This is a genomic window from Pseudomonas sp. WS 5503, from assembly GCF_012985385.1.
Taxonomy (GTDB): Bacteria; Pseudomonadota; Gammaproteobacteria; order Pseudomonadales; family Pseudomonadaceae; genus Aquipseudomonas; species Aquipseudomonas paracarnis.
Genome location: NZ_JAAQWI010000010.1, coordinates 96,129 through 109,777 on the forward strand (window position 1 = coordinate 96,129; position 13,649 = coordinate 109,777).

Below are 13,649 nucleotides of genomic sequence, written 5' to 3' on the forward strand. Positions count from 1 at the left end.
AAAAAATCCCCAGTAATATTCGGGCATGACCCTCGTGACCGACTCCCTGCCGAATGATCTTCAAGCCTTGAAGGCGCTGATCGCTGCCCAGCACGCAGAGATTGAGCGCTTGAAGATGATGATCGCCAAGCTGCGTCGTACGCAGTTCGGTCGCAGCTCCGAGCAACTGGAAGCGATGATCGACCAGCTCCAGTTGAGCCTTGATGAGCTGCAAATCAGCCAAGCCGAAATGACACCTCCAGTCGAGCCGGCACCTCGCGCAGTTTCGCGCCGTAAACCATTGCCTGAACACCTACCTCGCGAAACCCACGTTCATCAGCCCGAGTCGCAATGCACTGGCTGCGGTGGGACGCTTCGCCATTTAGGTGAGGATGTGTCCGAAGTGCTGGAGTACGTTCCGGCACGTTTCAAAGTCATTCGCCATGTCCGTCCGAAGTAGGTTTGCCGCTGCTGCGAGCACTTCGCCCAGGTGCCGGCACCGAGTCGCCCGATCGCCCGAGGTCTTGCCGGCCCAGGGTTGTTGGCCCATGTGCTGGTCTCGAAGTTTGTCGATCATTTGCCGTTGTATCGGCAGTCCGAGATCTATTCCCGTGAGGGCGTGGAGCTGGAGCGCTCAACCCTGGCCGACTGGGTTGGCCAGAGCAGTCAGTTGCTGCGACCACTGATCAACGCCCTTGAGCACCACGTCATGAGCGGACACAAAGTCCATGCCGACGACACGCCGATTGGCGTGCTCGCGCCGGGCAACGGCAAGACCAAATCGGCGCGCCTGTGGACGTACGTGCGGGACGACCGACCTACGGGGGACGCGACACCGGCGGCGGTCTGGTTTGCCTACTCGCCGGATCGCAAGGGGCAACATCCCCGCGCGCATCTCAAGCGCTTCAGCGGGATCTTGCAGGCGGACGGCTATGCCGGTTTTGCTCAACTATATGCCACGGGCACCATTGAGGAAGCGGCGTGTTGGGCTCACGCCCGGCGCAAGTTTTACGAGGTCTACAAAGACCTGGCTTCACCACTTGCCGCCGAGGCGCTGCAACGGATTGCGGCCCTGTATGCCATCGAAAGCGAGATTCGAGGGCAACCGCCCAACCTGCGAAAAGTGGTTCGGCAAAGCCGAGCCAGTCCGCTGCTGGAACAACTCCACGCGTGGCTCAACCAGACGCTGACTCAACTGTCGAAAAAATCGGCATTGGGCGGTGCGATTCTCTATGCCCTCAATCGGTGGCAGGCCTTGGTGCGCTATTGCGATGACGGGCGAATTGAGATCGACAACAACGCTGCCGAACGCGCGCTACGTGCTGTCGCGCTAGGCAGAAAAAATTATCTGTTCGTCGGTTCCAACGCCGGCGGCGAACGAGCGGCTGCGATTTACAGCCTGGTGGGTTCAGCCAAACTCAACGACCTGAACCCGCAAGCCTATTTGACACACGTGCTGGAGCGCATCGCCGACCACCCGATCAATCGGGTCGACGAACTGCTGCCCTGGAACGTTTCTCTCGCCTCCACGGAACTCTGCGAGGCCGCCTGATCCATGGTCAAAACTGTTCGCTTGCCAAAACCCGAACCTGATTTGTTGCTACTGCACATTGAATTGAAGTGGATCGAACCTGCCATCTGGCGCCGTGTGGCGGTGCCCGAGAACATCACCTTAGGCAAATTGCACGCGGTGATCCAGATCGCAATGGGCTGGCACGATGACCATCTGCATGAGTTTGAAATAGCTGGTGAGAGTTACGGTATTCCCGACTCCGATGGATGGGGGCCTCCCGTGAACTCGGAGACCCGCAAGACTCTGATCAAAGCGTTGAACGGGAAAAGGACATTCCGCTAGGTCTATGACTTTGGCGATGGCTGGGATCACCGGATCAAAGTCGGAAAGAGAAATCCGATGCCCACTCCGTAGGACATTGAGTCGAAATCCAATCACGATGTTCTCATTGGAAGGGTCTGCAACAGATGTCGATTAAGCTCCTGGCCCACGCCGAACGCCTCTTGGACGCTTACGATAGTCAATCCTTGATGCTTGGAGGCCCAATCTTCTGCCGCTGGGATAGATGCGAAGAAATGCACATGGCAACAGAAGGACTGACGAACGTCGGCCGCCTCCTGCGGCAATACCAGTGACACTGCCACGTCGGCAGGTTCAACAGCCTGTATCTCGCTGGGTGAAACCGTAAGCGAAACGGGTGCTCCAGTTGCAGCGCAATGCGACGAGACGCGAGCTGTACGGCCGATTAACGCCGGGAGCATCAGGGTGTCCAGCGCGCACCAGGCATACAGCCGGCGGTTGTCAATTTCCAAGACATGCGACGTCTCGCGCAAGGTGAGGACATAGCCGATGATGTTCCCATCGTTGTCGTATTCGGTACTGGTGGCTTGTTCGAGCACAGCCGCCACTTGCTCAGCGGGCCAGCCAAGAGTCCTGGCAAGCGTAGTTCGCGAAATCGGGCGTCCCTTGGCAAGTTCACCCAGTAGCGCGACCAAGAACTCCGCAAAACCTTTGGGCCGGTTGGTCGGGGTGAGACGTTCGGCGATCTCGGTAATGTAGCGGGCAAATTTCATGGTGCTCTCCATTCATCCAGCGCAGCAGGACAATTGCTTTACGTCCTTGGTGAAAGTCTGCGCCGCGAGCTTCAGGCCCTCGACCATGGTTAGGTAGGGGAACAACTGGTCGGCCAGCTCCTGCACGGTCATGCGGTTGCGAATAGCCAGCACCGCCGTCTGAATCAGCTCGCCCGCTTCCGGGGCCACCGCCTGCACGCCGAGCAACCGACCAGAACCCGCTTCGGCGACCAGCTTGATGAACCCTCGCGTGTCGAAGTTGGCCAGCGCACGCGGCACGTTGTCCAGGCTCAGCGTGCGACTGTCGGTTTCGAGGCCTGCGCGCTGTGCTTCCGCTTCGCTGTAACCGACGGTGGCCACCTGCGGATCGGTGAACACCACCGCCGGCATGGCATCGAGATTAAGCGTAGCTTCGCCGCCGGTCATGTTGATCGCCGCACGGGTGCCAGCCGCCGCCGCGACGTAGACGAACTGCGGCTGGTTGGTGCAGTCGCCGGCTGCATAGATATCCACTGCGCTACTGCGCATGCCCTGATCGATCTGAATGGCGCCGCGTTCATCCAACAGTACACCCGCCGCTTCCAGGTTCAGGCTTTGGGTGTTGGGCGTGCGGCCGGTGGCGACGAACAGTTGGTCGGCGCGCAGTTCACCGTGGTTGGTGGTCAGTACGAATTCGCCGTTGGCGTGGGTCACCTGACTGGCTTGTGTCTGCTCAAGCACGTCGATGCCCTCCATGCGGAAGGCTGCGGTCAGCGCCTCGCCGATGGCCGGATCTTCGCGGAAGAACAGCGAGTTGCGCGCCAGGATGGTGACGCGGCTACCCAGCCGGGCAAAGGCTTGCGCCAGCTCCAAGGCCACCACGGATGAGCCGATCACGGCGAGCCGTTGCGGAATACTGGCGCTGGCCAGTGCCTCCTCCGAGGTCCAATAGGGGGTGTCTTGCAGCCCGCGAATCGGCGGCACGGCCGCACCGGCGCCGGTAGCGATCAGGCAGCGGTCGAACGCGACTTCGCGCCCGCCCCCCTCGACCAGTTCGACGCTGAGCGTGTGGCCGTCCTGGAAGCGAGCGGTGCCACGCAGCACGGTGATGGCTGGTGTGCTCTCCAGAATGCCTTCGTACTTGGCGTGACGCAGTTCGTCGACAAGGCCTTGCTGTTGCGCGAGCAGCCGCTCGCGCAGGACGGTCGGCGGCGTGGCGGGCATTCCGTCATCGAACGGACTCTCGCGGCGCAAATGAGCCACATGCGCGGCGCGAATCATGATTTTCGACGGCACGCAGCCGACGTTGACGCAAGTGCCGCCGATGGTGCCGCGCTCGATCAGAGTGACGCGGGCGCCGGCTTCCACCGCCTTCAAGGCGGCCGCCATTGCCGCACCGCCGCTGCCTATGACTGCAATGTGTAGCGCGTCGCCGTTTTTGCCGACCTCGGTGTCGCTGCGCAACCAGCCCAACGCCTTATCGAGCTGGCCGGGGCGCGGTTGTAGCGAGGCGACTTCGAACGACGCTTGATACCCAAGGGCCTCGACGGCGGCTTGCATTTGTTCACGGCTGACAGCCGCGTCGGCCGTCATTTCGGCCTTCCCACCGGCGTAGGAGACGTCCGCCCGGTGCACGCCGGAGATTCCCTCCAGAGCATCTCTGACGCGGTCGGCACAGGAGGCGCAGGTCATACCGTGGATTCGCAGTGTGGTCATAGCGTTTACTTCCTCAAATGGGTCTCTTTGCGGCATTACTGTTTTGGCTGTGGTGGGCAGGCACCCGGGGCGCAACGGGGGTGGGCGGGCGACACGAGATCCCAGATCGAGCCCCCAAGCATGAGGGCCAGACCGATATAGAGCAGCCAACCGCTCCGCCAGCCATAAGCCCGCATCAAAAACACCGCAGCCAAGACCAGGACAGGGCCTATCAGGCCGAGTGCAGTTCGCTGCCACTGCCGATGTTTGAGCCAGCCAAGGGAATTGACGAGCAGCGCCAGGGCCGCAAACAAGGGCAGTAGCGTGGTGATGAACAGGCCTTCCCACTGGCTCAAAAAGCCCAGACCGATTGCAGCGCCTAAGCTAGCCAGAGCAGGAAAACACGCGGCGCAGCCTAGGGCTGAAACCAGCACACCGACGGAACTGGCTTTGTCACCGATCCGCGTGAACAGATTGAGAGGATTTCTCATTGGTATTTCCTCCTATTGCTTGATGGTAGATGGATAGCCGGCATCCTCGGTCGCCTTGGTCAGGGCCTCGGAGTTGGTCTTGGCATCGTCGAAGGTCACGATGGCTTCGCGTTTCTCGAAACTCACCTCGGTCTTGGTCACGCCCTCGACCTGGGTCAGCGCTTTCTTGACCGTGATCGGACAGGCGGCGCAGGTCATGCCCGGTACCGACAGGGTGACGGTTTGGATGGCGGCCCACACCGGGGAAACCACGGCAATGAGCGCGAGAGCGGCAAACAGCTTTTTCATGGGAGACTCCTGCCTGATCAGTAAAACAACGGGAGGATGTAGGGGAAACCGAGCGCGACCAGCACGAGTGCCATCACGAGCCAGAAAATGAACTTGTAGGTAGTTCGTACCTGCGGAATTGCGCAGGTCTCACCGGGTTTGCAGGCTTGAGCCGGGCGGAAAATGCGCCGGTAAGCGAAGAACAGCGCCAACAATGCCGCGCCGATGAAAAACGGGCGGTAGGGCTCCAGAACGGTGAGATTACCGATCCAGGCGCCGCTGAAGCCCAGGGCAATTAGCACCAGCGGGCCCAGGCAGCAGGTGGACGCAAGGATCGCCGCCAGACCTCCAGCGAGGAGTGCACCACGGCCCTTTTGTGATTCAGACATGGGTTCAACCTTTCGAATGTTTGATCGATGGGTTAAGGTTATTTCCGTAGTCAGGTACGGAGTCAAGCGGTATGAAAAACACTGCGGAAAGCCTGACCATTGGCGTCTTTGCCAAGGCAGCCGGGGTTAACGTGGAAACCATTCGGTTCTATCAACGCAAAGGGCTGTTGCCCGAACCGGACAAGCCCTACGGCAGCATTCGTCGCTACGGCGAGGCGGATATTGCACGGGTGAAATTCGTGAAGTCCGCACAACGGCTGGGCTTCAGCCTCGATGAAGTGGCCGGACTGTTGCGGCTCGATGACGGTACGCACTGCAATGATGCGCGTGTGCACGCCGAGCAGAAGCTCGAAGACGTGCGGGGGAAACTTGCGGATCTGCGGCGGATCGAGTTGGTCCTGGCGCAGTTGGTTGATGACTGTTGCGCGAGCCACGGGACGGTTAGCTGCCCGCTGATCGATTCGCTGCATGGAATAGATAGCCACGAAAACTTCGCGCCTTAGCCTACGATTTCCCGTTTCATTGCCCCCCTGTTTGTCGGCTTGAACAGGAAAAGAGCGGCGCTCAATGAGCCCCGTTGACTGGCCAAACCTACGGTCTGCTTTTATCCACGCTCTTACCCTACAGAGCCGAGAGTCCTGATCACTTCGAATGCAAATGATTGGTCAGTTGCAACGCAAATGGGTGGTCAAGTGGGGTGCAATTTCGCAGTTTTTGAGTGTGAGCGCGTCAATCAGCGGTTAAAGGGGATTAAGGTCTGAGATGCAAGGCGGTGTAGTTCGGACGCTTACAACTTAGCGAGCCAAAAACAGAGTGTATGTCACCATGAATTGCCGCTAGGGTGCGGTGACTGTCGAAAGCTAAAATTTCTTCGTCACGACCGATAATGGCATCTGCATCGCGAAGTACACTAAGAAGTTCAGTTAGGACATTCAGTACGTTTTGATTGTGTTCGGTTGCCTGCTGCATTGTGGCTTTCATTGGGTCTCTCATTTTATATTTACCGTCATTCATGACAAGATGCCGTTTGCTTACCTTACTTGCAATTACCCGCCTTCCTGTAGTTGCTCGTAATCGCTTCGGCTTCACTAGCAAATACCACCAGATTCTTCTCCGAGATCATTCCGTAGGACGGGCAACCGCTGGAAAGGTGGTAGATATGGGAGCTCTTATTACCGTGCACGCTCCCGACCTGAGTATTCGAAGCGGTAGAAAGGGCACCAAGCCCGGTCGATGCGAGAGGAGTGAAGACAGAGTCATTACGAGCCGGAGCATTCACTACCTGGTGCATCAGCTGAGCGGGTCCTTGAGGATAAGCCATCTGGACAGCACTCCCCAGCCTAGCCTTCCCAAGCTGGAAGAACACTGGCGCATGATCGCTCACGGCGCGCCGCCCATCCTCATGGCTTACCTTGAGCATCGCAGGGTAATTGACGATCCCAACACCGGACATCATCGATCGCGCTGACTGGTTGGCAAACACATTGTCGTACAGATTGGCAAACCGACCGCTTGTGTTCGACAACGTGCTTGCGCCGTCTGTAACCATTGGGATAGCACGTGCTCGAAGGGACTCGAACGCAGGGTCCGAAGGGGGCATGTTGAAATCACCCATCAGCATGATGGGCTCTCCTGGGTATACCTGCTCGAGCCATTCCCAGTAATTACCGAGCTCTTTCAGCTCTGGGGTTCTGTCAGCGGCTGACTTGCCGTAAATGATATGTACGGTGGCCAAGGCGAAGGTATTGCCGTCACTGAGGGACTTAAAGCGCGCGCTATAGGGCTCTCGCATGAACACATGCTTACGATCCAAAAAGCTTACGGCGCCGTCTTCATATTGAACTGCCGAATCGCGGCTAAGAAAGCAATACTGCTCCTTATAACTGCGCGAGCCTACAGGGCTTGAGCACAGCGAGCTCCACTTTTCACGTGTCCGTTGCTCCAGTGCCAGTTTTAGGTATTGGATGCCCTCATCATTCATCACCTCCTGAACGGCCAGGACGTCAACATTGGCGGCGACTGCTGCTAAAGCTGGGTAACTTTTCTGGTCACCGTTGCCCAGACGCATTGTATTCCAGGTTCCAACACGAGCGTCTGCGGCTGCGGCAACCCCTGATATAGCAGTAGCCAACACCAACAAAGCAGACATCAATAACGTTTTCTTCAAAGGTTATGCTCCAGGCAGTTAGGCTTCATATTCTGTGGGGGGGGTCATCTGACAACGGGGTTCAAATAAGCGCCCTGCGTAGTTCCGTGACGGGTTTGAATGTCTAGATCTTTGTCGTAGGCAGAAATCCGTTCTATCAGCGCGGCCGTAGCCTTCTCAGCGATCACCTTGGCGCGAGAACAGGGCACATCAGTGCGTGTCCCGTTTATTTTTGCCAGTAGCGTGGTGGCGGCCCGGTAGGCGTTTTGCGCATGCAATGCTTCATGAGCATTGAGGGCGCTGTAAAACCGCCGCCACTCTTGCTCAACACCTGGGGATTTGGGAATCGATTCCAGAACAGGTAGGTGAATCCTGATTTTCAAGAACACCTGCCCGTTATCGAGTAGGCAGCCATGTGGGGAGGGAATCAGGTCATAGGATGCTGAGAGATTCCATATCGTGACGCCGGCGTAGTAGGAGCCCCCGTTTCGACTGGGTGTATGCTCTGCAATCGATCGTTGAATTTGATCGATGGTTTGCCCGGACACTCCGTAAGTGACCAACTTGGAATCCACAACTGGAACCGTTGATGCCACAGAATGTAAAGGCATCCAAGCGAGGATCGCTGATATAGCGATTCTTCCAGCCCAATTTGAAGCACTCAGTCGAATCCTAAGTAGCATTTGCCACCAAGCGGGTGTCGAGCTTCTTTTGAAATGCAGCGATTTCCTTCGCTTCGCGCTTGATTAACGAGCGTTTCCCAATTCCGTGCTCAAGCATGTAATCGGCTACTTGCCGCGCAAGGGCTGCTGCGTCGACATGACCATAGATCCATGCCGCGCGAAGGAATTCCAGGGCGCCTTGCAGGTCACCACCTTTGGCAGACAATTCTCCAAGCTCGTAATTGGCTTCAGGATCCTTGCGAGAGGCGGCTTCGTTCAAGAGAGCCAGACCCTCGTCTACTCGCTTACTGTCACAGAGCATCTTCCCGAGGTCTGTCATCGCAATCGGGTATCCGAACTCGACAGCGATTCGCAGATATCGCTCAACGGCGGCTAAGTCTCCAGCTCCCAAAGCCTCATAGGCCAAGCCGTAAGAGCTCAATGGGTGCAGGGCCCCAGCCTTGCTTTGCCAAAGATGTGCCGTTACATCGCTTCCATCAGCTTTTGATGACTCATAGCACCGAGCCAGCGCTACAGCAGCTTCGACAATTCCGTCATTAAAACCCTGCTCAAGGGAGGCTATTGCCTCTTTGCGCCTGGCATCTTCTTTTGGCAGCTCTGTTTGAAATGCCAGCTTAATTCGACATGCCCACAGCAACAGCTCACGCTTGGAGCTCGGCATCAGCCTAAGCTCGCTGTCCCATAGATGGCCGACAACGCGGAGATCACGTGAGTCTTCATTTTTTTGGAAGACATGACCAGTTGAAGGGTCGATGGCCATGTTGCCAAGCAATCCCAACGGGATGATCCGGTTGAAGGCTACACCGTTTATGCGCTGGCCCAGGCTCCATGACGTATGGAGTGCTCCTTCAGCACATACGAGTCTCATCGCCGTGCGTACGAGAGCGGCCTCGCAGGGATCGCCGAGCTGCTGCGCCGGCTCAACTTTTGCCAATATTGCACCCCATCCACCCTCTACCCCTAAACCGAAGGTAGAAATGCCGTATCGGTTGATGGATGGGGCCCCGCGAGTAATCGGACCGCCAAGTGGCTGCAACTGCACAGAGTGATGTTGAATCAGGAAATTCTGTGTGTGGAGGTCGACCTCGTTAAATGAGGCCGAATAAACAGGAACACCTTGCTTGGTGGACAGCGACATCGCAGTGGAGGTATTCAGAGCCTCAGCCTCGTCTGCCGACTCTGCGGCAGGGTGAACCCATATTGCCAAGTCGACCTTCGAAAAGCCGCTCTCGACTGCTTCGCCGTGGGTCAATACGCTACATGCGGGAAGGTTGAGCGCTGTCGCAAGCTTTGAGAATTCGGAGTCCGCATTCTCGTCCAGGGTATAGATGATCTCCACAGCTCCTGGAGCTCCAAGAAATTCGCCAGCCAAGCTAGCCCACTTGGACTTATCGAATCTTATGAGAGGATCTGATCCCAGCAGGAGGACACGAATTGGCTTCTCGCTCCAGCTGATACCTGATTGACGAACGACATTCGCGACTAAAGCTCCCGGGGCCATTACCGAGGCAGCGTTGTTGAGCTTGGCCTTCACCCCGAGTTCGAAAAGTTGGGTCTTCAGCAGAGGCTTGATTGTGCGCAACCAGGCTTCAGTAAGAGCGCCCAGGTTCACTGCAGATTCAAAGGTTTTTGCCAGAGACAAGATTCGGATACCCCAATTTGGTTATGTGCCAGAGTGTACCCGCGCCATAATAGAATCCAATTCAAAACGCCTAGTCGAAAATCCAACGCCCGTTAAAGTGATGTGTGGGCTCACGCAGTGGACATCTCTATGGAACTCCACCTCAGCGCTATCAGTGAAGCAATCGCAGTGGTCAAACAGCTTGAGGCCGAGCTCAAGGTACTGGTCAGAATGCTCAATGACTCACGACACCGATTGAGAGTCGATGCGATTTTTGAGATGGAGTTTCGACAAGAGCCAGAAGTAGACGAAGCTGCGCCTATCCCGGTGAGGAGGCTTGAAGGTAGCGACGCGGTCGACGCAGCTATAGACGTCCTCACTTGCATCACGATGAAGGAAACTCAGAACGCGAAGGAAACCTTGAGGAGTCCAGGGGTAGTTGCGCTGCCTGGGGAAGTGATTGCCAAAATCATCGAAACGAATGATCTGCGCAGCAAGCTGGAAATGCTAATCGGCAAGATCAAGAAATCTAACGATCGCCGGAAGGTTTGGATTAAGTTTGAGGCCATATCGCCAAAGCAGGCAATGCGTTGCACCCCGGTGCTGATGAACCCTCAGACCATTAATTTCTACTGGACTGATACCGGCACATCCGGATCAAGGCATGTGGCTTCAGATTTAGTGAAAGAGTGGGAAGACCTCTTAGATGAGCTTCACGACCGACGTCCTACCATGTCCGACGCTCCTGAGGGATCAATTGAAGAGGGCTTGCTGACCGCTATTGATCTCTTACGGAAGCTAGGCAATGAACAGGTCGCTATTCGGAGACCAGTCAAACCCCACATCCGAGCACGGGTTCGTGACGGTGATACGCCGGTGCGCCAGATCATCTCTTCCGTGCCCTTCGTTTACGACATCGATGAATGCAAGTTTGCACCCACAATTAAACCGCTACTTAGCTACGACGTAGTCACGGCACGACGCAAATCTGCCGGCCGCGAACTACTCGAGAAAGAACCGTACATCAAGAAAATGAACCTCTATCAGTATCTCGAGAACTATCGCGTCTTTGGGCCTTTGGTACAGAAAGCCGAAAGCGATTCATTTCCTGCCTCAATTGATGAATAAGGCAATAATCAGAATGCAGTCCACTGACCAAACCACCAGTCTCCGCCTGGCCAGTCTCACTCGAGATCTGGTCTCCTGCGATGAGCGAAACCGAGCGAACGCATATCGAGACATGCTTGAGCTTGCTGAAAATGGAGATGGCAAAGCAATGTTCCAAGTGGCGAGGTGTCTCAATCAAGGCATCGGTGTAGACACTGACATAACCCGCGCTGACCACTGGCTCCGGCTCGCCTGCATTGCTAAACCTGCATCGACCGACGCCCTATTCACCTACGGAATGTCCCACGTCCTCAAACAACGCGCAGGGGCCGATCCAGTTAAGGGCATCCAATACATCGAGCGAGCTGCTTCTGCCGGTTACGTTAAAGCCACTATAGAGCTCGTCAAGATCGTCGAGCATGGCATGACTGACATCAAACCAGATCTTCGCCGCGCTTACCGCTTACTGGCATCCTCGCTTAGCGAGAAGTCCGACAAAGCCCTCTACGCGGCCTACGTTGGATTCGTAGAGCGCCACCAGCCCATCACCAACCTTCTGGACTCGTGAGCATGTACAAAGAGCAATCTGAACGTTTGGTCAAGAAAATGGCCTTGGGCATTAATGCTGAAGCGGCAAATGTGATCGTTGCGCGTGCCTACGGGTACAACCGTCTGAACGCTAAAACTGGTGAACTCGAAGAGCCAATCAATGGCCTGCAGATGATCAAGACCCCTGATCAGATAAGAGCCATTTCCGATCGAAGCCTCCAGATGATGGAGTTCTTGCGAATGGCCATGAACATGGATCCCCTCAAGAATACGTTACCCGACATTCGTAAAGGGCACCCTCAGGGAACGCCCATTGCAACCATGTGGGGGTTTAGCAATTTTGAAGCGCTGAAGGCATACGCAAGGCAAGATAAGATAGATCCAACCTCTCAATCAGCGGAGGAAATGGCGAGATTCAAGGCTCGCACTGGTTTCATGCCACCCTCCCAATATTTACTGGGACGTGATTATGCCGGCCATACCCTAATCATCCATACCGAGCCCCTGCACATCTCTCAATGGATCGACCAAGAGATTTGCCTGAACCGCCTTGATGACCTGTTCGTTGCCGTAGTGCGAGCCACACACGATGGCGACAACTATCTGAACCGTTACAGCCGCGGCCATGATGTCTTCAGAAAGTCGCTTTCTGAAGATCACAGTTCGTTCATCCTGGGTGAACGTCAGAAGCATCCAGACCACCACTTGGCGGTGACGATTTTACCAAGTCGTACCTACACGCTCGAGCAGCTAGTCTCCGCTCATTATTCTGCCCTTAACGAGGGAGCTGTGCGTGGACGCACCCTCATCATCGACCGGGTATCGGTCGCGAGGGATGAGGAATCGGTCACTGCCGGTTTGAAGCTTGCCAGTAGCGTAGGCATCAACGTCGTTCTAACCATCTCTCATCCAGACCCGATGCTTTGGGACAAATTTGATAGTCGTGTCATATTTGGCTTCGACCCTACAATGGTTGCTACGGGCCATGAGCAAATGGATCAATCGCTAGTTGCTTCAGCTCCATTCATTGGCCTCAAGAAGAACAACCTGCAACTCGCCTATCATTCGAACGACACAGGAGTAATCTTCAGCATCGTCCAGCTCGTGCCGGAAACCCAAGCCCAGGCACAAGGAGCTACGCTATTCAAACGGATATTCGGCAAGCCTGCCGTTGGTTGAGCTCTCTCATTCCCAGACGCGTCCTAAATTAGCGCGTCTGTTATTGCCAAGAATCACAACCAAGTTGACAGAATTGTCGTAAAAGGGAGGTGTAGAATTCCCGCAACAGGAAGCTACACGCCCTGAAATAGAGCATTACCAGTCCACTCGGGCCGGAGACAAGAAAAGAAAAATCCTGGTTTTTTTTGAACCGATGGGCGGCGAGAGGGTCGAAGACACTTGAGATAGAAAGCTTTTCCAGATTTTCGCCGCTTTGCGAGATTTCTGAGACCGCTGCATAGGTGTCAATTTATCGCAAATTCACGGCCTTCATCTTCACAAAGCCCGGTCGTTCGTACAGAATGTGCGGAATGGGGTTCACTCCCCCATGCCAGTTTTTGACACAGTTTCTTGAGGAAAGCATAGGCTTTAGACCTCCTAACTCCTAAGTCACCCCCTTCTACATCCAAATGCCTATGGGTGCCGTTGCTTCTCCTCGACTTATTCAAGGCCCGTCCATGAAAATGGGCGGGCCTTGTCGTATCACAACCAAGCAGTCACTGCTATCGGGTCAGCGCGCTTCGGGGAAGGACTCGCCCAGACTGTGAAGAAAAATATGTTCACGAGATTCCGGAGCTTGTTCGGACAGGGCAATCCCAAGCTGGAAATTTCCGCTTCGATGATCAGTACCGCAGTTCACCACCCTCCCTTCGAATTGAAGCTCGTCACCATTCCGCTGGATCAGCTTCATCGAGATAGCATCTCCGATTCCTTTCTTCTTTTCTGTCAGGATCATAGCGCCCGCGATCGATAAATCTCGCACCCGGCAATCGGCCCAACCCAGGAGCCCTGCTACCAAACCCTTTCCTTTGATTTTTTGAGAGAGCAGCGCTCCTTCAGAGATCACGTACCGCGTGTGCCGTCGGCTGGACGCATTCATCCTTTGTTTCCTATAGCTAGTTGTGCGGATCTGTTCAGAGCGCCGTTACAGAAATCCGA

14 protein-coding genes and 2 pseudogenes are annotated in these 13,649 nt (G+C 55.8%); 6 read left to right on the forward strand and 10 right to left on the reverse strand.

The features are described from left to right. Positions 1-25: 25 nt before the first annotated feature. Both HBO10_RS23765 and HBO10_RS23770 read left to right on the forward strand, forming a co-directional pair. Positions 26-1,531: pseudogene (locus HBO10_RS23765) on the forward strand (IS66 family transposase). Positions 1,532-1,534: 3 nt separating this feature from the next. Beyond that, positions 1,535-1,831, forward strand: a pseudogene (locus HBO10_RS23770) (plasmid pRiA4b ORF-3 family protein); the annotation flags it as partial. Positions 1,832-1,926: 95 nt separating this feature from the next. Here the strand turns inward: HBO10_RS23770 and merB are convergent. The 5 genes from merB to merT are packed head-to-tail and all read right to left on the reverse strand — an operon-like array spanning position 1,927 to position 5,386. Further along, positions 1,927-2,565, reverse strand: a complete 639-nt coding sequence (gene merB / locus HBO10_RS23775) for an organomercurial lyase MerB (RefSeq protein ID WP_003425042.1) — start codon at positions 2,563-2,565, stop codon at positions 1,927-1,929. A gap of 12 nt (positions 2,566-2,577) precedes the next feature. Beyond that, positions 2,578-4,260 carry a mercury(II) reductase gene (merA, locus tag HBO10_RS23780; protein WP_003425044.1) on the reverse strand — a complete coding sequence of 561 codons (1,683 nt, stop codon included), beginning with the start codon at positions 4,258-4,260 and terminating at the stop codon, positions 2,578-2,580. 35 nt (positions 4,261-4,295) lie between these two features. Further along, entirely contained in the window at positions 4,296-4,730 is a 435-nt protein-coding gene (gene merC / locus HBO10_RS23785) for an organomercurial transporter MerC (RefSeq protein ID WP_003425046.1), read from the reverse strand. A 12-nt stretch (positions 4,731-4,742) separates the two neighbouring features. Further along, the gene (merP, locus tag HBO10_RS23790; RefSeq protein ID WP_003425048.1) at positions 4,743-5,018 is read right to left on the reverse strand and encodes a mercury resistance system periplasmic binding protein MerP; all 276 of its coding nucleotides are present in this window, start codon (positions 5,016-5,018) and stop codon (positions 4,743-4,745) included. 17 nt (positions 5,019-5,035) lie between these two features. Further along, on the reverse strand, positions 5,036-5,386 hold the full coding sequence (gene merT, locus HBO10_RS23795) for a mercuric ion transporter MerT (RefSeq protein WP_003425049.1): 351 nt from the start codon (positions 5,384-5,386) through the stop codon (positions 5,036-5,038). 71 nt (positions 5,387-5,457) lie between these two features. Here merT and merR point away from each other — a divergent pair, with 71 nt between their 5' ends. Next, complete coding sequence (gene merR, locus HBO10_RS23800) at positions 5,458-5,889, forward strand: Hg(II)-responsive transcriptional regulator (RefSeq protein ID WP_003425050.1); 432 nt, start codon at positions 5,458-5,460, stop codon at positions 5,887-5,889. Positions 5,890-6,136: 247 nt separating this feature from the next. On the opposite strand, the gene HBO10_RS23805 is transcribed toward merR, so the two are convergent. From HBO10_RS23805 to HBO10_RS23820, 4 genes are all read right to left on the reverse strand, one after another. Further along, positions 6,137-6,400: a hypothetical protein gene (locus tag HBO10_RS23805; RefSeq protein ID WP_169904183.1), complete on the reverse strand. Its 264-nt coding sequence runs from the start codon at positions 6,398-6,400 to the stop codon at positions 6,137-6,139. Between the two features lie 22 nt (positions 6,401-6,422). Continuing rightward, the gene (locus HBO10_RS23810; RefSeq protein ID WP_228759002.1) at positions 6,423-7,553 is read right to left on the reverse strand and encodes an endonuclease/exonuclease/phosphatase family protein; all 1,131 of its coding nucleotides are present in this window, start codon (positions 7,551-7,553) and stop codon (positions 6,423-6,425) included. 44 nt (positions 7,554-7,597) lie between these two features. Further along, complete coding sequence (locus HBO10_RS23815) at positions 7,598-8,107, reverse strand: DUF922 domain-containing protein (protein ID WP_169904182.1); 510 nt, start codon at positions 8,105-8,107, stop codon at positions 7,598-7,600. Between the two features lie 97 nt (positions 8,108-8,204). Then, on the reverse strand, positions 8,205-9,857 hold the full coding sequence (locus tag HBO10_RS23820) for a sel1 repeat family protein (RefSeq protein WP_153045954.1): 1,653 nt from the start codon (positions 9,855-9,857) through the stop codon (positions 8,205-8,207). Between the two features lie 129 nt (positions 9,858-9,986). Here HBO10_RS23820 and HBO10_RS23825 point away from each other — a divergent pair, with 129 nt between their 5' ends. The 3 genes from HBO10_RS23825 (at position 9,987) to HBO10_RS23835 (ending at position 12,671) form a co-directional block, all read left to right on the forward strand. Further along, on the forward strand, positions 9,987-10,964 hold the full coding sequence (locus HBO10_RS23825; RefSeq protein WP_169904181.1) for a DNA replication terminus site-binding protein: 978 nt from the start codon (positions 9,987-9,989) through the stop codon (positions 10,962-10,964). Positions 10,965-11,076: 112 nt separating this feature from the next. Next, positions 11,077-11,511, forward strand: a complete 435-nt coding sequence (locus HBO10_RS23830; protein WP_169904180.1) for an SEL1-like repeat protein — start codon at positions 11,077-11,079, stop codon at positions 11,509-11,511. Positions 11,512-11,513: 2 nt separating this feature from the next. Continuing rightward, positions 11,514-12,671, forward strand: coding sequence for a hypothetical protein (locus HBO10_RS23835; protein WP_169922121.1), 1,158 nt, complete (start codon positions 11,514-11,516; stop codon positions 12,669-12,671). Positions 12,672-13,221: 550 nt separating this feature from the next. Here HBO10_RS23835 and HBO10_RS23840 read toward each other — a convergent pair. After that, positions 13,222-13,590, reverse strand: a complete 369-nt coding sequence (locus tag HBO10_RS23840; protein ID WP_078465823.1) for a PilZ domain-containing protein — start codon at positions 13,588-13,590, stop codon at positions 13,222-13,224. Between the last annotated feature and the right edge of the window lie 59 nt (positions 13,591-13,649).

Coding starts and splice junctions, on each gene's coding strand:
- HBO10_RS23825 (WP_169904181.1), top strand. CDS start 9,987: ATGGAACTCCACCTCAGCGCTATCAGTGAAGCAATCGCAGTGGTCAAA.
- merP (WP_003425048.1), bottom strand. CDS start 5,018: ATGAAAAAGCTGTTTGCCGCTCTCGCGCTCATTGCCGTGGTTTCCCCG.
- merB (WP_003425042.1), bottom strand. CDS start 2,565: ATGAAATTTGCCCGCTACATTACCGAGATCGCCGAACGTCTCACCCCG.
- HBO10_RS23840 (WP_078465823.1), bottom strand. CDS start 13,590: ATGAATGCGTCCAGCCGACGGCACACGCGGTACGTGATCTCTGAAGGA.
- HBO10_RS23830 (WP_169904180.1), top strand. CDS start 11,077: ATGCTTGAGCTTGCTGAAAATGGAGATGGCAAAGCAATGTTCCAAGTG.
- merC (WP_003425046.1), bottom strand. CDS start 4,730: ATGAGAAATCCTCTCAATCTGTTCACGCGGATCGGTGACAAAGCCAGT.
- HBO10_RS23835 (WP_169922121.1), top strand. CDS start 11,514: ATGTACAAAGAGCAATCTGAACGTTTGGTCAAGAAAATGGCCTTGGGC.
- HBO10_RS23805 (WP_169904183.1), bottom strand. CDS start 6,400: ATGAATGACGGTAAATATAAAATGAGAGACCCAATGAAAGCCACAATG.
- merR (WP_003425050.1), top strand. CDS start 5,458: ATGAAAAACACTGCGGAAAGCCTGACCATTGGCGTCTTTGCCAAGGCA.
- merA (WP_003425044.1), bottom strand. CDS start 4,260: ATGACCACACTGCGAATCCACGGTATGACCTGCGCCTCCTGTGCCGAC.
- merT (WP_003425049.1), bottom strand. CDS start 5,386: ATGTCTGAATCACAAAAGGGCCGTGGTGCACTCCTCGCTGGAGGTCTG.